The 22,368-nt window shown below is 53.3% G+C and carries 23 protein-coding genes, 1 tRNA gene, 1 pseudogene and 1 CRISPR repeat array (1 of these 26 only partly in view); of the genes and pseudogenes, 7 read left to right on the forward strand and 18 right to left on the reverse strand.

Translation table 11 applies throughout. The annotated features are described in order from the left end of the window. Nucleotides 1-116 precede the first annotated feature (116 nt). Nucleotides 117-776, forward strand: coding sequence for an MBL fold metallo-hydrolase (locus tag K9N21_00670; GenBank protein MCF8142410.1), 660 nt, complete (start codon nucleotides 117-119; stop codon nucleotides 774-776). A 121-nt stretch (nucleotides 777-897) separates the two neighbouring features. Beyond that, on the forward strand, nucleotides 898-1,812 hold the full coding sequence (locus tag K9N21_00675; GenBank protein MCF8142411.1) for a LysR family transcriptional regulator: 915 nt from the start codon (nucleotides 898-900) through the stop codon (nucleotides 1,810-1,812). 484 nt (nucleotides 1,813-2,296) lie between these two features. Here K9N21_00675 and metG read toward each other — a convergent pair whose 3' ends face one another. The 5 genes from metG to K9N21_00700 all read right to left on the reverse strand — a co-directional run bounded on the left by metG (nucleotide 2,297) and on the right by K9N21_00700 (nucleotide 8,760). After that, nucleotides 2,297-4,234 (reverse strand): methionine--tRNA ligase, encoded by a 1,938-nt coding sequence (metG, locus tag K9N21_00680; protein MCF8142412.1) that lies wholly within the window; start codon nucleotides 4,232-4,234, stop codon nucleotides 2,297-2,299. 11 nt (nucleotides 4,235-4,245) lie between these two features. After that, nucleotides 4,246-5,094 (reverse strand): stage 0 sporulation family protein, encoded by an 849-nt coding sequence (locus K9N21_00685; GenBank protein ID MCF8142413.1) that lies wholly within the window; start codon nucleotides 5,092-5,094, stop codon nucleotides 4,246-4,248. A gap of 118 nt (nucleotides 5,095-5,212) precedes the next feature. Further along, a complete protein-coding gene (gene holB, locus K9N21_00690; GenBank protein ID MCF8142414.1) occupies nucleotides 5,213-6,187 on the reverse strand; it encodes a DNA polymerase III subunit delta' in 975 nt (324 codons plus the stop codon). Between the two features lie 359 nt (nucleotides 6,188-6,546). Next, a complete protein-coding gene (tmk, locus tag K9N21_00695) occupies nucleotides 6,547-7,188 on the reverse strand; it encodes a dTMP kinase (protein MCF8142415.1) in 642 nt (213 codons plus the stop codon). Between the two features lie 78 nt (nucleotides 7,189-7,266). Beyond that, complete coding sequence (locus tag K9N21_00700) at nucleotides 7,267-8,760, reverse strand: pyruvate carboxylase subunit B (GenBank protein MCF8142416.1); 1,494 nt, start codon at nucleotides 8,758-8,760, stop codon at nucleotides 7,267-7,269. Between the two features lie 135 nt (nucleotides 8,761-8,895). Between K9N21_00700 and xseA the strand changes: the two genes are divergently transcribed. Further along, nucleotides 8,896-10,428 carry an exodeoxyribonuclease VII large subunit gene (gene xseA / locus K9N21_00705; GenBank protein MCF8142417.1) on the forward strand — a complete coding sequence of 511 codons (1,533 nt, stop codon included), beginning with the start codon at nucleotides 8,896-8,898 and terminating at the stop codon, nucleotides 10,426-10,428. A 92-nt stretch (nucleotides 10,429-10,520) separates the two neighbouring features. On the opposite strand, the gene K9N21_00710 is transcribed toward xseA, so the two are convergent. Next, on the reverse strand, nucleotides 10,521-10,778 hold the full coding sequence (locus tag K9N21_00710; protein ID MCF8142418.1) for a type II toxin-antitoxin system prevent-host-death family antitoxin: 258 nt from the start codon (nucleotides 10,776-10,778) through the stop codon (nucleotides 10,521-10,523). Nucleotides 10,779-11,000: 222 nt separating this feature from the next. Then, nucleotides 11,001-11,076 (reverse strand) — tRNA-Thr (locus tag K9N21_00715). A 192-nt stretch (nucleotides 11,077-11,268) separates the two neighbouring features. Here K9N21_00715 and pyrF point away from each other — a divergent pair. Continuing rightward, entirely contained in the window at nucleotides 11,269-11,988 is a 720-nt protein-coding gene (gene pyrF, locus K9N21_00720) for an orotidine-5'-phosphate decarboxylase (protein ID MCF8142419.1), read from the forward strand. Here pyrF and K9N21_00725 read toward each other — a convergent pair. Continuing rightward, on the reverse strand, nucleotides 11,977-12,426 hold the full coding sequence (locus K9N21_00725) for a PaaI family thioesterase (GenBank protein ID MCF8142420.1): 450 nt from the start codon (nucleotides 12,424-12,426) through the stop codon (nucleotides 11,977-11,979). The genes pyrF and K9N21_00725 overlap by 12 nt on opposite strands. Nucleotides 12,427-13,096: 670 nt before the next feature. On the opposite strand from K9N21_00725, the gene amrA reads away from it, so the two are divergent. The 3 genes from amrA (at nucleotide 13,097) to amrS (ending at nucleotide 17,369) form a co-directional block, all read left to right on the forward strand. Next, nucleotides 13,097-13,672: an AmmeMemoRadiSam system protein A gene (gene amrA / locus K9N21_00730; protein MCF8142421.1), complete on the forward strand. Its 576-nt coding sequence runs from the start codon at nucleotides 13,097-13,099 to the stop codon at nucleotides 13,670-13,672. A gap of 84 nt (nucleotides 13,673-13,756) precedes the next feature. Further along, nucleotides 13,757-15,856: a hypothetical protein gene (locus tag K9N21_00735; GenBank protein MCF8142422.1), complete on the forward strand. Its 2,100-nt coding sequence runs from the start codon at nucleotides 13,757-13,759 to the stop codon at nucleotides 15,854-15,856. 280 nt (nucleotides 15,857-16,136) lie between these two features. Further along, a complete protein-coding gene (gene amrS, locus K9N21_00740) occupies nucleotides 16,137-17,369 on the forward strand; it encodes an AmmeMemoRadiSam system radical SAM enzyme (GenBank protein MCF8142423.1) in 1,233 nt (410 codons plus the stop codon). 232 nt (nucleotides 17,370-17,601) lie between these two features. On the opposite strand, the gene K9N21_00745 is transcribed toward amrS, so the two are convergent. The 10 genes and pseudogenes from K9N21_00745 to K9N21_00790 all read right to left on the reverse strand — a co-directional run bounded on the left by K9N21_00745 (nucleotide 17,602) and on the right by K9N21_00790 (nucleotide 22,298). Further along, nucleotides 17,602-18,087, reverse strand: a complete 486-nt coding sequence (locus K9N21_00745; GenBank protein MCF8142424.1) for a DUF3368 domain-containing protein — start codon at nucleotides 18,085-18,087, stop codon at nucleotides 17,602-17,604. After that, nucleotides 18,077-18,331 (reverse strand): UPF0175 family protein, encoded by a 255-nt coding sequence (locus K9N21_00750; protein ID MCF8142425.1) that lies wholly within the window; start codon nucleotides 18,329-18,331, stop codon nucleotides 18,077-18,079. Before K9N21_00750 ends, K9N21_00745 begins: the two co-directional genes overlap by 11 nt. A 91-nt stretch (nucleotides 18,332-18,422) precedes the next feature. Further along, nucleotides 18,423-18,626, reverse strand: coding sequence for a ribbon-helix-helix domain-containing protein (locus tag K9N21_00755; protein ID MCF8142426.1), 204 nt, complete (start codon nucleotides 18,624-18,626; stop codon nucleotides 18,423-18,425). Between the two features lie 106 nt (nucleotides 18,627-18,732). Continuing rightward, nucleotides 18,733-19,014, reverse strand: a pseudogene (locus K9N21_00760) (UPF0175 family protein). Nucleotides 19,015-19,353: 339 nt separating this feature from the next. Then, nucleotides 19,354-19,677 (reverse strand): DUF2442 domain-containing protein, encoded by a 324-nt coding sequence (locus K9N21_00765; GenBank protein ID MCF8142427.1) that lies wholly within the window; start codon nucleotides 19,675-19,677, stop codon nucleotides 19,354-19,356. A gap of 11 nt (nucleotides 19,678-19,688) precedes the next feature. After that, nucleotides 19,689-19,874, reverse strand: coding sequence for a DUF4160 domain-containing protein (locus tag K9N21_00770; GenBank protein ID MCF8142428.1), 186 nt, complete (start codon nucleotides 19,872-19,874; stop codon nucleotides 19,689-19,691). Between the two features lie 94 nt (nucleotides 19,875-19,968). Beyond that, nucleotides 19,969-20,370 carry a HEPN domain-containing protein gene (locus tag K9N21_00775; protein ID MCF8142429.1) on the reverse strand — a complete coding sequence of 134 codons (402 nt, stop codon included), beginning with the start codon at nucleotides 20,368-20,370 and terminating at the stop codon, nucleotides 19,969-19,971. Beyond that, nucleotides 20,367-20,702, reverse strand: a complete 336-nt coding sequence (locus K9N21_00780) for a nucleotidyltransferase domain-containing protein (GenBank protein MCF8142430.1) — start codon at nucleotides 20,700-20,702, stop codon at nucleotides 20,367-20,369. Before K9N21_00780 ends, K9N21_00775 begins: the two co-directional genes overlap by 4 nt. Before the next feature lie 452 nt (nucleotides 20,703-21,154). Then, complete coding sequence (locus tag K9N21_00785; GenBank protein ID MCF8142431.1) at nucleotides 21,155-21,967, reverse strand: DUF4065 domain-containing protein; 813 nt, start codon at nucleotides 21,965-21,967, stop codon at nucleotides 21,155-21,157. 121 nt (nucleotides 21,968-22,088) lie between these two features. Further along, nucleotides 22,089-22,298 carry a hypothetical protein gene (locus tag K9N21_00790; GenBank protein MCF8142432.1) on the reverse strand — a complete coding sequence of 70 codons (210 nt, stop codon included), beginning with the start codon at nucleotides 22,296-22,298 and terminating at the stop codon, nucleotides 22,089-22,091. Nucleotides 22,299-22,366: 68 nt separating this feature from the next. Then, a CRISPR array of direct repeats spans nucleotides 22,367-22,368; the repeat unit is 28 nt (it continues 2,530 nt past the right edge of the window).

Here is a 22,368-nt window from a genome sequence, read left to right on the forward strand (position 1 = left end):
TATGATGAGAGACCCGAATCCCTTGACATCACAGACCCACCCTTCTATCTTGATTTCCAAGGGAAATTCGAATGAATCTTTCCGGGGGGTTTTATTTTCGACAAAACGGAGGAGTTATGGAGCTATTGGATAATCTGCACGTCTTTTCGTGGAACAGCATGACGGCCAACAACTGCAACGCTTATTTCATCGATAATGGAAAGAGGATACTGATAGACCCGGGCCATTATCATCTGTTCGATCACGTGCGGGATGAGCTTGACAGGCTTTCCCTCTCCCCTGAAGACATGGATATGGTCATTATCACCCACGGCCATCCCGATCATATGGAGGGAGTCAGGATATTTCAAGATACAGATGCGGTGGTGGCTGTCTCATCCCGGGAAATGGAATTCATCCAGACCGTCGCCCCCCACTATGGCGCGGCCCTTGGGATCCCCGATTTCGAACCGCAGATTCTGCTCCAGGAAGGGGACCTGAAGGTGGGGGATCTGGTTTTTGAGGTCATCCATACACCAGGACATTCTCCGGGTTCCATATGCCTCTATTGGCCTGAACGAAAGGTCCTTTTTACAGGCGATGTGGTATTTAACAACGGAATCGGGAGGACCGATCTCCCGGGCGGTAACGGCGAGGCTCTCAAGGAGAGCATCCAAAAGATCTCCCGGCTTGATGTGGAGTACCTGCTGACAGGCCACGGCGATATCGTGTCGGGCAAGGAGGCCGTCCGGGAAAATTTCAAGGCCATCGAGGCCTACTGGTTTGCGTACCTATAGGTCCCTGGAGAGGAAGTGCCTAAGGAGAGCGGGGAGCGAGGAGGGGGAAGCTGAAAGCTCAAAGGTGAAAGTAACCATCAACCAGTAACCCGCCAAAGCCATGTCCCATCAAACATCATCCATGGATTTTGATCTGCGCCAGCTGGAAATATTCCGGAAGGTGGTGGACCTGAAGAGCTTTTCAAAGGCTGCGGACGCCGTGTTTCTGGTTCAGGCCTCGGTGAGCGAACGGATCAGCACCCTTGAAAACATGGTCGGGACCCGGCTCCTGGATCGTCTGGGCCGGGAGGTGGTCCCCACCAGGGCCGGTGAACTCCTCTACAAACACGCGGTCCTCCTTCTGGATATGAAGCGGACAGCGGCCCTGGAGATGGCCGATTTTCTGGGCATCAGACGGGGCGAAATACGTCTTGGCGGGAGCACCATCCCCGGCGAGTACATCCTGCCCAGGGTGATCGGCCGGTTCTGCCGGGATTACGCTTCTTTGTGGGTAACCTTGACGGTGGGAGATTCCGTCGGTATCGAAAGCCGGGTCCTGGCCGGGGGCCTTGAGTTGGGCGTGGTGGGTTCCAAAGGGTCCCACAAGAGCCTTATTCAGCATGAACTCTGGAGAGACGAACTGGTTCTGGCAGTCCCTGCCGGACACCGCTGGGCCCAAAAAAAGGAGGTCCCTGTGAATGCCCTGAATGAGGAGCCTTTTATCTTCAGGGAACCCGGATCAGGCACCTTCAAGATTCTTGACGGCTATCTCCAGTCCGCCGGATCAGCCGGCCTGAGCGCCCTCAAACCGGTTGCATGCTTTGGAACATCGACCGCGATAAAGGAAGGGATAAAGGGGGGGCTCGGGATTTCGGTGCTCTCATCAAGGGCCGTGGATACCGAACTCGAGACCGGCATCCTCAAGGCCCTCAGAATCCAGGGGCTTCCCATGTACCGGAATTTTTTTATGATCAGGGACAGGCGGAGGATCGTATCCCCCCTGTGTCAGGCCTTGATCGACTTCCTGTTAACGACCACTCGGACGGAAAGAGAATAACCGCCATTATGCCATTTGACATCATGGACTACAGGGGAGACTGCTGAAAGGCCTATCTGGACATAGGCCTATGTCTCAGGATACTCCCCCCGGATAAAACCTTCGAGTTTATTATCGAGAGCGAAAAGCTGGAAAAGGTCAAAAAAGTAATCTCCCACAATCACGGCGAGGTTATCGCAGAGATCCCCGCGGATAACGACGTCCGGGTGGAAATTAGAAAAAAGGATTGACGGATTAAGGAATTGAGGCATGCCGGAATGCTGAACTGACAGGATGGCGGCGAAATTTATGTATCCTGCGCCCAACGCCTTGAGCCTTGCACCCATCTTCAGATTGGGTATTCGCTGCTGAGTGGTGGGTTTCTTTTTTTGTCTCTTTGTGTCCCTGTGTCTTTGTTTACCCCGTAGCTTCGGAAAATGGTACTGGGGTGTGAGTCGTTTTTTGGAGGTAGTTGTATTGCTTCAGCTCACTTCAGTGAATTCCCCTATTTGACCCGGCTTCCCGCAACCGTCTCGGTGTCCGGGACCAGGAGGTGGAGACCGGACCTGTCCGTGGCGGCCAGGACCATGCCGCGGGACTCCACGCCCATCAAGGTCGCCGGCTTCAGGTTGGCCACCAGCAGGACCTCTTTCCCGATCAGGGCCTCTTCGGTATAGTGGCCCTTGAGACCCGCCACCACGGTTCGTTCTTCGCCGATATCGACGGTCAGCTGTATGAGTTTTTTGGATTCCGGAATCGCCTCGGCCGCCCGTATGACGCCGATCCTCAGATCCATCTTCTGGAAGTCCTCATAAGAAATCAGGGACGGCTCTCCGGACGATCCCCCGTCTCGGTCCTTGGACGGAGAGGATTTTTTCTCACGCGTTATCGGCGTTGCCGAGGGTTCCTCCTTCTGCTTCTCTATACGGGGGAAGAGGGAAGACGCCTTTGTCATTGTCCGGGCAGGTCTTTCAGCCCCCCACGTTCTGAGGTCTTGAAGGGTGACCTCCTTCCCCTGCTTGGGAAGTCCCAGCTGGCTCTGGATTTTTTCAGCGGATTCGGGGATAAAGGGCCACAGGAGACCGGCGACTATCCTCAGGGTCTCAAAGATGTGGCAGATCACGGTGGAAAGGCGCTCCTTATCGGACTTTGCCAGAACCCAGGGCGCCATCTCGTCGATGTACTTATTGACCCTGGCAATCACCTCCCATACGGCCATGAGGGCCTTGTGCAGGCCCAGGTCCTTCATCAGGTCTTCGTAAGTATCCACCAGTTCGAGAGCGCTTTGTTTCAGGGCCTCATCCGGTGCATGGGACTTCCCCGAATCCGGCAGGTTTCCCTTGAAATATTTCTGGACCATGGTGAGACTTCGGCTCACAAGGTTGCCCAGGTCATTGGCCAGATCCGCATTCAGCCTGGACACCAACGCCTCTTCACTGAACTCGGAATCGAGTCCGAAAACCATCTCCCTCAGGAGAAAATACCGGAACGCATCCAGACCGTAGATATCCACCAGTTCGAGGGGTCGAACCACGTTTCCCAGGCTCTTGGACATCTTGTCCCGGCTGATATTCCAATACCCGTGCACATTGAGGTGCCGGTAAGGTTCGATGCCGGCGGACTTGAGCATGCAGGGCCAGTAGATGCCGTGGGGTTTCAGGATGTCCTTGGCAATAACGTGCTGGGCCCACGGCCAGTATGTCTTAAACCGGCTGCCTGAGGGATACCCCAGCGCCGAAACATAGTTGATGAGCGCGTCAAACCATACGTAAGTCACAAAATTTTCATCAAAGGGAAGGGTAATCCCCCATGTCAGGCGCGACTTGGGCCGCGAGATGCAGAGGTCCTCAAGGGGCTCGGACAAGAAAGAGAGGACCTCGTTTTTGTATCGCTCGGGCCGGATGAAATCCGGATTCGACCGGATGTGATCGATGAGCCATTGCTGATACCGGCTCATCCGGAAAAAGTAATTGGCCTCCTTGATCACCTCGGGCTCGGTCTGATGATCAGGACACTTCCCGTCCACCAGTTCCTTTTCCGTGTAGAACCGTTCACAGCCAAAGCAGTAGAGGCCCTCGTACTCGCTGAAATAGATGTCGCCCTTTTCCTTGACGCGATTCAGGATCAGCCTTACGGTTTCCTGGTGATCCGAGTCCGTGGTCCGGATGAACCGGTTGTATGAGATGTTCAACCTGGGCCAGAGGTCCCTGAACATCCGGCTGATCCGGTCCACATACGCCTTTGGAGACTGGCCCGATTGTTCAGCGGCCGAAACGATCTTATCCCCATGTTCATCCGTGCCCGTCAGGAAAAACGTATCCATGCCCGACACCATGTGGAAACGATTCAAGACATCTGCCACAATGGTGGAGTAGGCATGGCCGATATGGGGTTCTGCATTCACATAATAGATGGGGGTGGTGACATAAAATCGTTCGGACACGGGTTTGTTGGTTACTCCTTTTTTGATTTTTTTCGCTTGAACAGCCCCTCTTTCGGCGCGCCTGAACCGGTCCCAAGCTCCTTGACCGGGATCTCGAGTTCCGTGCCCGAGTCCAGGGTCACGGTCACCGTCTCCTTCATGACGTTTTGCCGGATGACCTTTCCTTCCCCCTCTTTGGTCATGATCCGTTTCCCGATCTTGGGGAAGTTCTTCTTGATCTTTTCGTAGTACTCATGCTCAAAAGTGAGGCAACACATAAGTCTCCCGCACATCCCTGATATCTTGTTGGGATTGAGAGAGATGTTCTGTTTCTTGGCCATCTTTATGGTTACCGGATCAAAGGTACTGAGGAAAGAGGTGCAGCACAAGGGACGGCCGCAGGTCCCCAGTCCACCCACCATCTTGGCCTGATGGCGGACCCCGATCTGTCTCATCTCGATCCGGGTCCTGAATTTTCCCACCAGATCCTTGACCAATTGTCTGAAATCGACCCTTCCATCCGCGGTGAAATAGACCACGATCTTACCACCGTCAAAGCGTCTTTCCACCGAGACAAGACGCATGGGGAGGGATCGTTCCTTCACCTTCAGGTGGCAGTATTCATATACTTCCTTCTCCAGGCTGCAATCGCTTTCGTACCGTTCAATCTCCTCCCGTGTCGCCAGGCGAAAGATCTTTTTGAGGTTTTGATCGGCGTCCCCGCCGGTCAGGGTCTGAGGCATGGTGCAGACACAGCCGATGGCAGGGCCTTCTTCGGTGACAACCATCACCCTGTCCCCTTTGTTGAGGACAAAGTGACCCGACTCGAAATCATACACCTTTCCATGGGGTCTGAACTGTACACCGACGATTTTATTCATAGTTCATTCAAGTGACTAAAGCGAGCTGAAGTGACTAAAATTTAAAGTTCTAAAAGATCGATCGCGCCTTCTTGCCTGTCCGGTCCAATTGACGTCATTACTTGACAGGGCGGTCATATCATGTTTCGTTGCTGCAAAGGCTTAGAAGCCTCAGGATTGCGTGTCCCATCACCAGCTGGGCATTTCCCATCCTGCGAAGATCCCGGACCGCCTGATCCACGGTCATCAGGCTGGCCGTCAGGTTTTCTATGGTAACGTATCGGGCAGCATCTTTCAAGTGTTCCCGAAAGTCCACATTTGTGAGCAGATGCTCCGAACCCCCGATTTTGATGATCAAAAGATCCCTGTACCAGCTCCCCCACAGGGCCAGCATTTCCAGCAGCCCCGGTTCGCCGGCCTCCCCCTTGTCCGATCCCCTCCCCTTTTCTCTGGTGGCCGATTCCATGGCCATTTCCAGGGCGTCTCCTTTGGACAGGCAGGGCAGTTTCAGAAGACGGGAGATCCACGCCTCCCTTTTCTCAAAAAACTGATGGTTACTTATCCGAAGGGCGCTTCCCAGGCTTCCGCCCGATGCCTTGGCCGCGATGGTTGCCTTCTGCCGATCCAGCTTCTTTTCCGTGACAAGCCAGTCAATCATCGCCTCAACAGGAAGCGGCTGAAAAGGGATCCTCTGGCAACGGGATACGATCGTGGGCAGCAGATTCAAAGGTTCGACCGCATTGAGCACCAGGATATTGCCGGGCGGAGGTTCCTCCAGGGTCTTCAGAAAACTATTGGCCGCTTCGCTTGTCACGGCATCGGCCTGCTGAATAACGCAGACCCTGTATTTTGCCGATACCGGGGCGTAACTGAGCCTCCGGTTGAGTTCTCGTATCTGTTCGATCTTGATATTTTTTCCATCCGGTGTGATGGAAATAAAGTCCGGGAAATTGCCCCCCGCCATCTGACGGCATGGGGGGCAAATCCCGCAGGCCTCGATGGCTGTCGGCCTCCGGCAGTTCAGGGCCATGGTCAAGGCTATGGCCGTGCTCGTCTTTCCGATTCCCGGAATCCCGGTAAACAGATAGGCATGGGGAATCCTCTCCTCAGCCATCACCCGCCTGAAATAGCGTTTGGCCTTTTCCTGGCCTATAATCTCGGAAAACCGCATCGCAAATAAGTGTTTGAAATGAGCTAAAATACCTGATGATCACACAGAGCCGCAGAGTCCGCAAAGAAAAGCATCAACATCTATGCCCTTAGGGGCCTCGCAATCGACAACATGCTGTAAGAAAACAAAAGCCGATTTTTCATGGCGCGGTCCCTGAAAATAGTCCCTGTAGTTAAGAAATTTTCCAAAAAATCAGAAAACCGGTCCTCTTTGTGTCTTTGCCTGCCCTGTGAAACCTTTCTTTGCCGTTGTTTCACCGGGGTGCCTTTGTGTAAGATATTTATGGCTGTGGCGGTGCCGCGTCAGGAACTGCTTTCTCTCAGATGGGGGCGAACGTGCTCCAAAATGATCTCCTCCAGCTCGTTTTCCCCGAGCGCGCCGTCCACCACCACAAACCGATCCGGCTCCTTTTCCGCCATTAGGAGATATCCCTTTCGAACGGCCGCATGAAACTCTGTGTTTTCCTTTTCAAACCGGTCCTGGCCAGGGTCCTCAAGGGAGGCATTTCTCTTCAACGCCCTTGCAATGCCCACCTCCACCGGGCAGTCGATGAGCAACGTCAGATCGGGCGTGATCCCGAAGGAGGCCTTTTGGTTCAGGAATCGGATCATCTCGAGGTCCTGGCCCCTGGCATAACCTTGATAAACCGTGGTGGCATCGAAAAACCGATCGCATATCACCCACTGTCCTCGGACCAGGGCGGGCCGGATCACCAGTTCCATGTGCAAGGCCCTGTCCGCCTCATAGAGAAACAGCTCGGAAAGGGGGGGCAGGTCCTGATGGTCCTGGTCCAGAAGTATATGCCTGATCTTCTGGCCGATGGCCGTCCCTCCAGGTTCCCGCGTAAGAATGCATGCCGTCCCCAGATGTTGCAGCCGGGCTGCAAGGCGTCTGGCCTGGGTGGACTTCCCGCACCCCTCTATCCCTTCAAAGGTTATAAACAAGCCTGCTCTCCAGGGGCCATTAAAAAACTGTCCCGCCTGCCGGCGGGACAGAACGGACGCTCCCCATGCTTCGTCCTATTATGCGGTCTTGCACACCTGCTCGATGGCCGCGGCCATGGCCGCATCCTCTTTCCGGATATCTTCCAGGGTCTTGGGTTTGACCGAGGCCGGCCTTTCCTCCAAACCATATTTCCATTTCAGGAACTTCTCCCCGGTATTGGGATAGAGGGCATAGATAAGGAGATCAAAATCGTCTTTAGCCAGGTCCCCGATCTTTTTTCGATCCCCTTCCAGTTCAGGCTCCAGGTAATCGGCCGCGCGGCCGGTGACAGGGGTCTGGCCCCGCTTATATCCCTTCAGAACCTTTTCCTGGATCTCGGGATCCACCGGTATGGGGGTCTTGCCGTAAAGCCCGTAAACCAGGTCTTTCACCTCATTGGTGACCATCTTGTATCTCCCGAACAGGACATTCAATACCGCCTGCACGCCCACAATCTGGCTGGTTGGGGTCACCAGGGGGGGCATACCCAATTCCTTCCGGGTCACCGCCACCTCTTTATACACCTCCGGCAGGCGGTCCAGGGCCTTGGCCTCGGAAAGCTGACTCACCAGATTTGAGATCATCCCGCCGGGCACCTGGTGCGCCAGGACGCCTGTATCGATCACCGACATCCGATTTTTCGCCAGGTAATCCCGGTATTTGGGTGCTATGCTCTCTATATAGTCGCCCAACTCCAGCAGGAGGCTCAAATCAAGTCCCGTATCCCTGACCGTTTCGTAAAGGGTTGCAGCGATCGGCTCGACAGCCGGCTGCGATGTCCTCAGGGCAAAGGGGGCCAGGCATGTATCCACGATATCCACCCCCGCCTTGATGGCCTCCAGATAGACCATGGAGGCCATTCCGCTGGTATAATGGGTGTGGAGGTGAATGGGGATGGAGACCACCTTTTTGAGTTCCGTAATGATCTTGGCGATATCAAAGGGCGCCATAATGCCGGCCATATCTTTCAGACAGAGGGTATCGGCCCCCATCTCCTGGATCTCTTTTCCCTTGCTGACGTAGTATTCCAGATTGAACACCTCGCCGCCCATCCGCCTCTGGGTCAGCGAATAGCAGATGGTGCCCTGAAAGTGCTTGCCGTTGGCCTTGATCCGCTCCACAACGGTCTGGAAGTTACGGAAATCATTAAGGGCGTCGAAGACCCGGAAGACATCCATGCCGGCCTCGCAGGCCTTGTCCACGAACAATCTGGCCACATCGTCCGCGTAATTCCGGTACCCCACCAGGTTCTGGCCCCTCAGGAGCATGGAAAAAGGGGTTTTCCTGATATGTTTTTTCAAGGTCCGGATCCGGTCAAAGGGGTCCTCGCCCAGAAACCGGTGCATGGTGTCAAAGGTCGCTCCCCCCCATACCTCCATGGCCCAGAAGCCCACGCTGTCCATCTTCTCGGCAATGGGAATCATGTCCTCGGTCCGCATTCGGGTGGCCAGGAGGGATTGATGACCGTCCCTGAAGGTGTTGTCCTGAATCTTGAGCGGGTTTTTAGCCCCCTCTTCCAAAAAAGGGTCCATGTAAAACCTCCGTGATGGTTGTGATGAATCAATACAAAAGGGATCGGTTAACCAAGGATCCCCAAAAACAATCTGTGCCGGACGTGATATGGTTTGAAATATATGGCAATTTCAATCCAATGGTCAAGGGAATTCATGTCAGCTTCGCCCCATGGCACAGAGAGGTTCCACCAAAGATTCCAAAGCCGATTGCCTTGCCTGAAGGATGATGTTATCCTGATCCGCATTCATGCAGGGTTTCGATATTTATGTTTACGGTTCAAGGCATTTTTAATTGTTAATCGTCAGCCGTCGATTTTAATTGAGGGGAGGTCATTTCCGATCGTGTCCGAGACACCCGACGGCCCCAGGATCTACACCGTCAGCCAGCTTACCGAGGCGATACAGGGGCTCCTTGAAGAACAATTTGATTTTGTGTGGGTGGAGGGGGAAATATCCAATTTCAGAGCCCCGGCCTCCGGACACTACTATATGGTGATAAAAGACGACACGGCCCAGATGCGCGCGGTCATGTTCCGCCTTCAGGCCCGGTATCTCAGATTCCTTCCCGAAGACGGCATGAAGGTGATTGCCCAGGGAAGAGTCAGCATCTATGCCCCCAGGGGGGAATACCAGATCGTCCTCGATTATCTTGAACCGCTGGGCGCGGGCGCACTGGCCCTGGCCTTTGAACAGGTCAAGCAGAAACTGGCCCAAGAGGGCCTCTTTGACCCGGCGGTCAAGAAGCCCCTCCCCTTCCTCCCCAAAAAGGTGGTTGTCATCACCTCCCCCACCGGGGCGGCCATCCACGATTTTCTAAAGATCATCCGCAGACGGTTTGCCAACATCGAAATTCTCATCGTTCCGGTCAGGGTCCAGGGGGATCAGGCATGCGAAGAGATGGTAACGGCCCTCGACCTGGTCAATCGCGAACTGATCGCGGATGTGATTGTCCTGACCCGGGGGGGCGGTTCCCTGGAAGATCTTTGGGCCTTTAACCAGGAGGCGCTTGCACGTGCCATCCGGCGTTCCCGGATCCCGGTCGTTTCCGCCGTGGGACACGAAATCGATCTGACCATCTCCGATCTTGCGGCAGATGTCAGGGCCCCCACGCCGTCTGCGGCCGCGGAACTGCTGGCCGCCGAAAAGGAAGGTCTCATCAACTGCCTCAATCAGGCCGGCACCCGACTCGTTTCAGCCATGGGATTAACCATCAGACGCCGTGCCGATGAGCTGAACCGTCTGAAGAACCGGATTCAGGACCCTAAGAAGCGGTTGACCAACCTCTGGATGCGGCTGGATGAGCTTCACGGCCGACTCATCCGCCTGACGCAGCAGATCATCCGGGAGCGGCAGGCGGGACTCTCATCGGAGATGCGCGCACTGCGCCTTCATTCTCCGGTCAACAGAATACGAACCAGGGAGCAACAGCTTGGGTTCCAGGTGGACAGACTTTTCCGGGGTATCGAGCGAAAGCTCAGAGAGGCCGCCATGAAGCGCTCCCTCATGGAAAGACGGATCACGGACCTGAGCCCCCTGTCGGTCCTCAAACGGGGATACAGCATCGCCCTCAAACTGCCTGAAAGACAGGTTCTGAAGGCCGCTTCGGCTGTAAAAAAGGAGGACCGGATAGAGGTCCTCCTAGGGGAAGGGGGATTGGAATGCCGGGTCGAAACAGTGAAACCGTAACCGAACATGTTTGATAGAAAATCAGCCACAGTATGGCGGGGACTTAGCCTGGGGATCACAAGATTTTGCAGCCATATTGCGGAAATTCCGGATCATCGGACATGAGGAAAAGTTGGTTTGTCAGGGCTTGCGCTATCAATGGCATTTATTTCGGCATCGTCATTCAGAAAATCATCCGGGATATTGATTTTCCCTTTTAGCAAACCCAATTTGCGTTTTGCTTTCGGCTTATGCGCCACTAATTCAACCAGGGGCAGATTATTCTTTGCGATAATCACTTTTTCGCCGTGATACGCCATATCGATGAGTTTCGAAAGATTTGTTTTCGCCTCAGAGACGTTGACAATCATTTCACCCTCCAATTAATGATAGAAATGATTCAAGTATATCCATTTAGACCAGGTTGGTCAATGGGGTACTTCCAACTGGGATCCTCAGTTTTATAAAGGGATATTTGCTGGTGTAGGCGTGGGTGTCGCCCCTTTGGATCTGCGCCGTCGGATAGCGGAGTCATAGGGGGGACTGCGGAAAATTTCTACGGAACCCTTCAATGGGGAATCTACTGATTTTACTGGAGCCACCGTGCGGAATCGAACCGCAGACATCCTCATTACGAGTGAGGTGCTCTACCAACTGAGCTACGGTGGCGCGAGATTTAACGGGTGCAATATAGTTGCTTTTTGACCGGATGTCCATTAATTTCTGTGGCGAAATGTTCGGAATCCGGAGTCGCACGAGAGGAGCGACCAAAGAGCCGCAAGGCATGAGGCGCAAGGCGCAAGGCGTTCTCCGGCAACCAGAATCGAGCAGCCCATAACCGGCTTTATCCGAGGATAACCCATGAAATCCCCCGAAGATTACATCATCTTTCCACTGGATGTGCCATCCTGCGATCAGGCCATCTCATTTGTCGAAACACTGAACGGCCATGTGGGCCTGTTCAAGGTGGGCCTGGAATTATTCATCGCCCAGGGCCCTGACCTGCTCCGGGAAATACGCAAAAGGACGACCGCGGGGATCTTTCTCGATCTCAAGCTCCACGACATCCCCGCCACGGTCCGAAGGGCATTCCTGGCGGCGAGCCTGCACCGGCCACAGTTTGTGACCGTGCATTGCGACGAGGGGGACGGCGTCCTGGAAGACGTGGCCCGGGAGAACCCCGGCAACACCGGCATATTGGGCGTCACCGTGCTGACGAGCCTGGATCGGGAAAAACTGAGGAAATCGGGATATGCGGAAGAATACGCGGAAGATATCTCCGAACTGGTCCTGTTGAGGGCGCGCATGGCAAAGGCGGCAGGGTGCCGGGGCGTGGTATGCTCCGGCCTGGAGGCGGCCAGGGTCAGGCAAGAGATCGGTCCGGATTTGATTATTGTGACGCCGGGGATTCGACCCGCCTGGACCGTGGTGGACCGGGATGACCAGAAGCGGATCGTCACGCCCGCAGATGCAATCCGGAACGGTTCCGATTATGTGGTCATCGGCCGCCCCATCCGGGATGCCGCATCTCCCCGGGATGCGGCCAAGCGGGTGGCCGGGGAAATCGCGTCAGCGCTTTGAGGTAAGCCTGTCCCTGTGTACGGCCATGAGGGTCACCATGGCCTTGGCCGCCAGGGTTTCTGATCCATCCAGGCGATCGAAGACCTCCGACTCCGCGATGATGACCTGTTTTCCTTCCCTGATAATCCTGGAGCGACAGACCAGTGCATTGCCGTGGGCCGGTCTCAAGAAGTTGATCTTAAATTCAATGGTCAGGATCTGGTACTCTTCGGCAACCGTTGTAAATGCGGCATATCCGGCCGTATGATCCGCCATGGTGGCCATCACTCCTGCGTGGATAAAGCCGTCCTGCTGCCGGTGATGGGGCTCGATCTTCACCCTTGACTCAAAAAATCCCCGCTGAACCGTCTCAGCCTCCAGCTGACAGTATTCTGTAAACCCACAGCTGTAATCCCGCGCCAGGAAGGCTGCCCTCTCTTCAGAAATCTCCTCTACCATCTCCATGCCTCTATAAAGCGGTTGATATCGAGCCGAAACAACCTATATGCCCGGCTTCTCTCTTCCGTGTCGATTTTATTATAGCACCTTACTCGCTGGTCTTCTGGCATGAAAAACAAGAAAACATGGCTCATCCTTCCACTGCACGTTTACCCTTCCGTCATTCCGGCACGGTTTTGGCCGGAATCCAGAAAACCGGCGGACTGGATTCCGGCTAAGGGCATGCCGGAATGACGGGACAGCACACGGCCGTTTTGGTTGCGGTTATCCGCTTCAGGGCCCCTCTGGAAATCGTTTCTATAACCATTATCCTTTCAAGTCAATAGTCACCTGTTCGGCCGCAGGTGCAGCCGGCCGGAAAAAACGCCTTGTAAAGAATGGAAAAAGGTTCCGGTTTGACGCTCCCGGAATTTTGTCATATACTCGAAATATCGTTTGGAATCCATGTAGCGTCCCTTTGGAGAGCATCTGTTATTTGAGGTGCATCGGGCATGAGCATAAAATGAATAATCGATATGTGATGCTGCTGATCCTGCTGATGGTTCAACTTCCGTTCTTGACGACTGCCGACGGCAATGACAGACCCTTGAAAATATCGAACACCACCTCGCTGACCGCCCTGGATCAGGAAAAGTCTCGGTTGGATCAAGAAAGGGTAAAGGAGAAAGACATGACCGACATGGAAAAATTGACCGAAGAGCAGGGAAAATATCTCTTGGAGGAGGCCCGGAAGACCATCCAGCAGGCCCTTATGGGCGACAGGGAACAAACCGCGGACGATGTCCGTCTGGATCCGATTTTCAACCAACGAAGAGGGACCTTTGTGACCCTGACCATCGGAGGCAATCTGAGGGGCTGCATCGGGCATATCATCCCGCAGGAATCGTTGATCGATGGCATCCGGATAAACGCCATCAACGCCGCATTCAAAGACCCCCGGTTCAGGCCCCTCGATCAGGAAGAGTGGAAACGGATCAGGATCGAGATCAGCATCCTGACCGATCCGAAACCCCTGTCCTATTCAGATGCGGATGATCTCTTAAGAAAACTGAGATCCGGCATTGACGGCGTTATCCTCAAAAAGGGATACCACCAGTCCACATTCCTTCCCCAGGTCTGGGACCAGTTACCTCAAAAAGAGGAATTCCTGAACCACCTCTGCCTCAAGGCGGGTCTCGATGGGGACGAATGGAAAAAGGGAACACTGGAGGTGTCCACCTACCAGGCCCAGGCCTTTGAGGAGTAAGGGGTTCCCGCTGCAGCGGGATTAAGAGGCTCAGGGGAGTATGGATCGGCACCTTGTTTTTAATGGAGAGGAGCGGCCAGGCCGGTGAACCTGAAGCGTTTGATCGTCTGGAGCATCATCGGGACCGGCATATCCTCCGTCACGACCCAGCTCCTCACCATCCGGGAGTTTCTGACCCAGTTCAGCGGAAATGAAATCACCATCTCCCTGTTGATATTCTGCTGGCTCATGGTGACAGGGATGGGGGCATTTGCCGCAAAATTCCTGAAACGGGATTCAATAACGGCCTACACCCTCCTCCTTCTCATCATCGCCTTCTGGCCTCTTGTGCAGATGATCGGCATCCGGGAGTTCAGGGAGATCTTCTTCACCCACGGCGTTTCCCCGGGATTTTATTCCATACTTTTCTATATCCTGCTCACCATCTCCCCCTATTGTCTCCTTACCGGATTTATTCTTCCCTATTCCCAATATGTTCTCAACAGGGCGGAGTATCCCTTTGATAGCGGCGATCTCTATGTCACCGACAGCATCGGCGACATCTCAGGGGGGGCGATTTTCAGTTTCATCCTGGTCTACTGGCTCAAGCCCTTCGCCATCATTGCCGTTACATCGTCCCTCCTGATCCTGATCGCCCTCCTTGTTCTGTTACGCCGGAAGCGGCCCTTTATGCTGGCGGCCGCCCTGTCGGCCTGCTCCCTGTTTTATCTTTTTTCATTCAGTCCCCGTTTCGAGACATCCACCCTTGCCGGACAATACGGCAACATCGTCCAATACATCGAGTCTCCATATGGGAGGATTGTTATTACAAAAGAAGCGCGTCAATATACCTTCTGGGAATCCGGACTCCCGCTCTACTCGGATTCGAATATCATTGAAAGCGAGGAAAAGGTGCACTATCCCCTTTCCCAGTTGGACCGAACGGATCAGTTACTGCTGATTTCAGGGGGCCTGGGACAGACCCTTAAGGAGGTCTCCAAGTACGGGCCTGCCCATATTGACTATGTGGAACTGGATCCCGCTCTGACCGGCGCGGCCGAGGAGTTAGGCATCATCGAAAAATCTCCTTCCCTCTCCATCATCCATACCGATGCAAGACGGTATATAAAAAAGACACCAAAGACATATGACGCCATACTCGTCGACCTCCCCGATCCGGACACCTTTCAGCTCAACCGGTTCTTCACGCACGAGTTCTTTGCCCTTGCCAAACGGGTTCTCAGAAAGGGGGGGCTCCTTTGCCTCCATCTGGACTACTCGTCCAACTACCTGAGCGAAATTCGAAAACAGAAACTCTCCACCCTTTACAACACCGCTCAGGGGCGATTTCAACATGTCCTGATCGTTCCGGGTGAGCAGGCCTATTTTCTCATGAGCGACAGGGAGTTGGATCCCGATATCCCATCGCTTCTCAAGGAAAAAGGGATTTCCACCGCCTACATAGAAGGGTTTTTTTACGGCAATGTGACCGGCGACAGGATGACACAACTCCGCAACAGTCTGGACAAAAACGAACCGCTAAACACCGATTTTGCGCCGAGGCTGATGCATATCGTATTTCAGGAGTGGCTGATCCGCCACGGCGCCCATCCGGGCTATTTTTTTGCGGCCATCCTGGGACTTACCCTCCTCTATCTTGCATTTATGAAAAAGGCGGAATATATGCTGTTTTCAACAGGATTCGCCACAATGGGGATGGAGATGCTCATTATATTTGCCTTTCAGGTGATTTACGGCTACATCTATCTCGAAATCGGGGCCATTATCACGGCATTTCTGTTAGGACTCCTCCCCGGGGCCATGGCCGGTCAGCGCTGGCGGGCCGGGCTGGGGCTTCGGACAGCCGTCTCGGAAACGATACTTTTGTCCTTATTGATTCTCTTTTTTTTGTGGGTTTCATATCTCAAGGCCGAGCCTCACCCCCTCCACTTTCTCCTGTTCTGTTTTGTTTTTTCCTTTTTTTCAGGCTTCCAGTTTCCGGTTGCAGCAGAAATCATCGGGGAAGAGACAAGCCCGGCAGCAGGCTGTCTTGCAGCTGACCTGTGCGGGGCGGCTGCCGGCACCCTGGCCACGGGAACGCTCCTCATCCCCCTGTGCGGAATCCGTGTGGCCGCGGTTTTTTTGATCCTTGTGAAAATTTCGAGTATGATGCTTATCTTTTTGAGAAGGTACGCCGGGGTCTGAGCCAACGCCCGGCCCTGATTAGCGAAACATGAAGGCCGGGAGATGGGCCCCTTCAATCCAATCCTGAACCCAATTTAGGCCCTTATTGCCAGGTTTTCTGTCGTGAATAACAAGAAAATACAGCCATTCTTCCGCTGCACCTTTACACCTCCGTCATTCCGGCACGGTTTTGGCCGGAATCCAGAAAACCGGCGGACTGGATTCCGGCTAAGGGCATGCCGGAATGACGGGAAAGCACCAGCTGTTTTGGTTGCGATTATCCGCCTTAGAGGAAATACAAATGATATTGCCCGATAACCATCCGGCCGCGCCACCCTTCGACCGTTCAACGTCCCCCAAATTGATGACCCGCAAGGAATTTCTCAAGACAGCCGGCCTGGGTGCTTCGGCATTTCTCTGTGCAGGTGCCGGTTACGGGTTCTTGCGGAAAAAGAGCGATATGGGAGAGAGCATCAAGGGGCACATCTTCAAGAATGATGCCCCTGAAGCAGCGTGGAAATGGTCAATCGAGGGATTTTACTATACCACGCACGGAAAGGCTGTCCGATGTGAGGTATGTCCGAACCACTGTTTTCTTGAACCGGGCGACAGGAGCATCTGCCGGTCAAAGGTCAATATCGGGGGGAAGCTTTACTCCCTTGCCTACGGGGACCCGTGCACGGCCCATGTGGACCCCATCGAGAAAAAGCCCCTTAATCATTTTCATCCCAACTCGCTTGTCTTTTCCATCGCTGCCACCGGCTGCAATTTCAGGTGCCTCAACTGCCAGAACTGGGAAATCTCCCAGAAAAAGCCCGAAGAGGTGAGGCACATGGAGCTGTTTCCGGAACAGGCGGTCCAGGAGGCCAAAAAACGACGGATCCCGTCCATCGCCTATACCTATTCAGAACCCATCACCTATTATGAATACATGTGCGATACGGCCAGACTGGCCAGGGCGGCGGGCATCCGGAATGTTCTGGTTTCAAACGGTTACATCAACCGTGAGCCGCTTCTGCGGCTCTGCAAATACCTGGACGCCGCCAATGTGAACCTGAAGTCCTTTGACAACGATATCTATGGCGCCCTCAACGGCGGGACCCTCCAGCCGGTCTTGAACACCTTCAAGACCCTCCATGAACAGGGGGTGTGGTTTGAGATGACGACCCTGGTGGTGCCCACCTATGTGGACGATCCCGAGATGATCCGGCGCATGTGCGGGTGGATACTCAAGGAGCTGGGGCCGGGCTATCCCCTCCATCTTCTCCGGTTTTTTCCACAGTACAAGCTCACGCGGCTGCCGGCCACGCCCATTACAACCCTTGAAAAACTTCGGGACATCGCCCTTCAGGAGGGAATCCATTATGTCTACCTGGGCAATGTGCCCGGCCACGAGGGGACCCAGACCTACTGCCCCCAATGCCGCAAGGTCATCGTAAAGCGGAACGGCTATCTGATCGATACGGTCAACCTGAAAGAGGGCCGGTGCACCTTCTGCGGCACGTCGATTACCGGGAGATGGGGAGAGGTTTAGGGGGCTTCGAGTGGTTAGTCTCCATCCAAGTCGTTGTTCTCCTGATCAGACAGGGATTGGGCGCCTTTCTGCTGGAGTTTTTCCCGGGGGCGATCCTGCAAAGGGATGTCGGAAATTCTTTTCATGGAATCCTATCATCTTTTTCCGTCCGGGTCCGGCCTTCACGATAGCTGCGTATGCTATTGTTCCAGGCAGTTTATGCTGATGCGGCCTAACCCGACTTGGTCAGCCCTCATTCTCCCGCTTCGGAAATGAGCAATCGGACAACGGAATCGGAGAGATACAATCCTGCATCCGTAAGCGATTTGACCCCGTCTTTCACTGAATGAATCAAACCGCGTCGTTTGGCAAGAACCAGAAGGGCGCCGGTGCCTAAGGTCGGAATTCCAAAGGCCTTGGCACATCTGCGTGCGGCAAGATCATCCACAAGCGCTCTGGCGCCGGGGTTTTCCAGGGCATACGAAAACACCGCAGATTCCCCATTTCCCAGGTTCCAGGCAGCTACAGGAAGAGTGATCCCCACCTTTTTCCTGATGACCCATTCTGTCCGGGGCAGTGATATCCTTGCGGCGTCATCCATTTTCCCAGGCAGGACCTCAGCGTATACCTGTTCAGGTACGATGACTTTCCTGAAGAGCTTCGGAATTAAGTCCGCCTGCCCGCTTCTGAAAAGAACGATCAGAGGGGAACTGTTCACCACAACATTTTCAATCCGCATCAGCGAGTTCCTCGCGGAGTTGTTCCGGGCTAATCTGCAATGGAGACACACTGGCCTCTGATAACGCATCTATGAATTCAGATCTGGAAAGACCTGCGATCTCCGCCCCTTTGTTTTGTGAAATCCTGCCCAGTTCATACCATTTAATAGCTGCGGCAATCCGCATTTGCCGGGTGAACTCCTTTGGGTCCGCGTGGAGAGCTGAGAATACGGTTTCGGGCAATTCCATGATCAGTGTTGTCACGGTGTACCTCCTTATCATTCCGGATGCATTGGTTGCAGAGAGTTGGCCCCATAAAGGTGGATGATCGGTCCGGCATCACAAACGATGGTTCTCATTGGCCAGCATGGGCCTCATTCTTGGCCCACGCAATGTCTTCGCAGGCAAAACGCTCCATCAGGTCAACCCGGTTGCGCCGGATGAATTCCGAAATCGCCGCCACAACAACGTCCGGTTCAGACATGAAGAAACCGGAGCGAACATAATCGTGAATTTGCTCGGCCAGATGGTCCGGAACGGTGATTGATAATGTTTTCAATTGACGATACCTCCCCTTGTCAAGATCACATAACTATTATTTATCATTTTTTGGAGTAACCCTCAAGCTCCGCCACTCCCTCCTTCCTTGAACTTAACCATTGTCTTCACGGAGTTCCCAATCCCTTTCCGTCCGCATCGGCCAGCTCCTCGCGGAGTTGTTCCGGGCTAATCTGCAACGGAGACACACTGGCCTAGGATAGCGCATCCATGAATTCAGATCTGGAAAGACCTGAGATCTCAGCCCCTTCATTCTGTGAAATCCTGCCCAGTTCATACCATTTAATAGCTGCGGCAATCCGCCCCAGATCCGCCTCTGCAGCCCGAACAACATATTTCTCAATCGAAAACACGGGACTGGCACAGATGCACTGATTCCTCACAACCATTCCCTTAAAACCATACTTATCCGGAGAAACCTAAAAACCTTAGAACGTCCCCGTCTGTCTAACGTCTGTCTCCTATCCGCCTTCGAAACCCAATGCGGATAACCGCAACCAAGATCCAGTGTGCTGTCCCGTCATTCCGGCATGCCCTTGGCCGGAATCCTCGCCATCGTATTTCTGGATTCCGGCTAAAACCGAGCCGGAATGACGGAAGGTTAAACCTGCAATTCCATCGTGAGGGTTGTCATAGCGCACATCTTCTGCTCTCATTTCAGACTATTCATAGGGAAGAATAGCCACCATCTTCCCTTGGCGTGCTCTACTGCAAGCTCAAATGCGGTACTATTTGTTATGGTCAAAATCCGCCTGAGACTCAGCAACGCCGATTGGGATACGATCGGTTTCCCAGTCAGAGCTGTCCAGGATTTCGGAAACGGGTTCGCTGTCCATATAGAGCGTATCCGGACAAAGGTCCTGACCGTCCCTCCACTGGATGCTGCCCAGGAAGACCTTCACTGAGTTAAAATTCTTCAGCGCCCGAAGTTCCTTGAATACCCCCTTTTCAAGATAGGGTTTCACATCAAAGCGTCTGGTTTCTCCATTCTCGAAGACGATGGTGAGGGTATAATCCGGATTAGGGCGTACCGATTTGACTCTGGGGTTCATGGATTCACCTCCTATCGGAGCGGATCAATCGGAAAAACAGTCTCTCCCTGGCTTGCCAGCTCCCAATCAGCCATCAATTCCTCTCTATGCAGCTCGATCCAGGCAGCCACAAGCTTCAGTTTTCCTGCAGGGATGGCCCCTTCGCCAGGAGCTGATACTGTGTCCGGCACATATTGGTTCTCTGCACGCTTATCCATGATCTCAAATAGTCTGGTATGTCAGGTGAAAGAAGCAGGTATCGGAATTCACAACATTCCCGGCCTATTTAGTGATTTGTAGTCTCGCATAATTTTATGGATTGGATTTTATCAAGGGCCGGAGTTGTTCTATAAGCTGTTCACATTCATTCAACTGGGTCTCTACGTAAGTCGGCTCAAAAGAAATGAAGACCATATAATCCCCCTCCTGCCGATCCTCAAAAAGCTGATCATAGAGCCGGCCCCATTTCCGCTCAAGCCGACCGGGCTTGATGAATTGCTGATGAAACGCTGCGCGTACCCCGGAATGCTTTCTGAAAAACAAATTGTGCGCCATTAACAACGCCGATGCCGCATAAAAGGCCGCATAGTAAATCCGATTTATTGCAAAGGTTAAAGATCCTGCTTCAAATTCTCGCCGAGCAGCGGATAGGCTTTCTTCTGCCTTTTCAAACCAGAATGCGATAACAGCGGAGCGTTTCTCCTGATTGTTCATAGACGTATCCCATCTCTAATGATCTCGTCTCTCAGTGGGAGCACGGATAACATCCCCGTTTCCCAGGAGTCTTGATCCACTACCAGCGTGCTGAAGTTGGTCCCGAACTCCAAATTGACATCAAAAACAATGTCTGTAATTTCGTGGCGTTTGAAGCGGGAAATGGGTTCAGAGACCACGATCATCAGGTCGAAGTCTGACTCCTCATGTGCCTCCCCTCTCGCAGCAGAACCGTACAGCACAAAATCCACCACGTGAAATGCCGCCGTCACCTTTGCCTTGATTTGGCGTAACGCTTCAGATTCTCTCTCCGAAAGCATCATTTCAGCCATTTAACGCCTCCTTTTTTTGGCAGTGTATTGGACCTTTGCTTTGCAGCTTGCTCTCCCATTCATAGTGAGGCCCAGTACGGTTCGATAAAGCGAACTTGGTTACTTTTGTGCCTTTCATTTCCGAACCAGAAGACGACATCCGGGCAATTCACCAACCCAAAACAATGGCCCGGCTCTTTACATGCCCCGGCCTTAATGTAAAGAAAACCCACTCAATTTTACATGAAATATCTGAGATGTAAAGTCGATGGTCTCGTAAAAAGTCAGGAAATGTCATTTTTCGTCATTCCGGCGAAGGCCGGAATCCAGTCCCGCAACAGCGGGATTCAATCAGTTACAAAACCCATGGACCCCGTTTTTCAACGGGGTGACGACTTTTTACGAATGCATCAAAGTTGATTGGAATACGCTCACAGCCCCTCTTTCTTGATGTTCCCTGCTGCGACAGCATCTCAAATTCCGGTCAACTCACCGACTCGCGAATAAGGGATCAAAGCGCCAGTTGGCAACTGTTTCCAGATTTCTTCTTGATGTGCGGCCTTGTAGACATCCTCATCATTTGGAAACCGTTCAGCCACCTTATCGATGATACGGAATTCTTCAGCCGAAAGGGGCTCGGCATCGTTCCCATTAGCGTCCTTAATCGGTTTAACGAGGTCCCTATAGTTGTTCAATTGTGGTCCATAGGGAAGCGCAGCGTAACTGGCTCCTGTCAACCCTTTTCCGAGGTGTCGAAAGGCAAGCATATCAACGTACCACAAATATTTTGCCAAAAACAAAAACTTATCCCCTGCTTTGAGCAATCGCCTGCCGAGTTCTCTCTCTAATGTCACAGCGACGAGTTTAATCCTGGGCAAATTCATTTTCCGATTGCCGGTATAGTTGTCCGAATGGGTGTTGCACTCCAATGCGATCCGCAAGGCCTGGTCCATGGACTTGCTCTGAACCAGGCCCGTTTCCCAGCGTTTAACACTGGCTATCCCCACGTTCATGGCATCCGCTAATTGCTGTTGCGTCAGACTCTTTGTCTCGCGTAGAGACTTGATTTCCCGGCTGGTCAAAAGCCCGACTTTCTCACGGTAGCTGTCCGCAATAGCGCATTGTACAGCTCCGGCGGTTTGTACTGTCCCCGCCTCAAGCCCGCAGACCGGGCACACAAAGAGGTCTGCCTTATACTCAATATCAACGCCTTTGAACGTTTTCTTTTTGCACAGTTGTTTAAGCGCCATTGGGCCATGTCCCTTAGGGCAAGGTATGATTTTCATGCTGACTCCTCTATGGGGCGGTCCTGATGAAGGGACACCAACCAAAGTGCCTTTCGGTTAAGGCAAATTTGAAATAGACCCTGCATCTGAAACGAAGGCTGCCCACCACGAAGAAAAAAAGCTACAAGCCTTGGATCTCCTTCTTATAAGACCGTTGCGGCGGATGCGACCCGGCATATTGAATCACTGACATTTTCTCCAGGAGTTCCCCGAGCACCTCCAGCAGTTCACTCCCGATATCATACCCAAGTTCAATGGCATCTTCCGCGATCACGTCCGGATCGATCAGAAAAATGTCCGCGCGCCGAACTGCTGCTCTGGCATCTCGCAACTTCCCAAACAATTCTTTATTGGATGGTCTTACCATTTATTATGGTATCAATTGATACTTTGTCAAGGGT

Source organism: Deltaproteobacteria bacterium, assembly GCA_021737785.1.
Lineage (GTDB): Bacteria > Desulfobacterota > DSM-4660 > Desulfatiglandales > Desulfatiglandaceae > AUK324.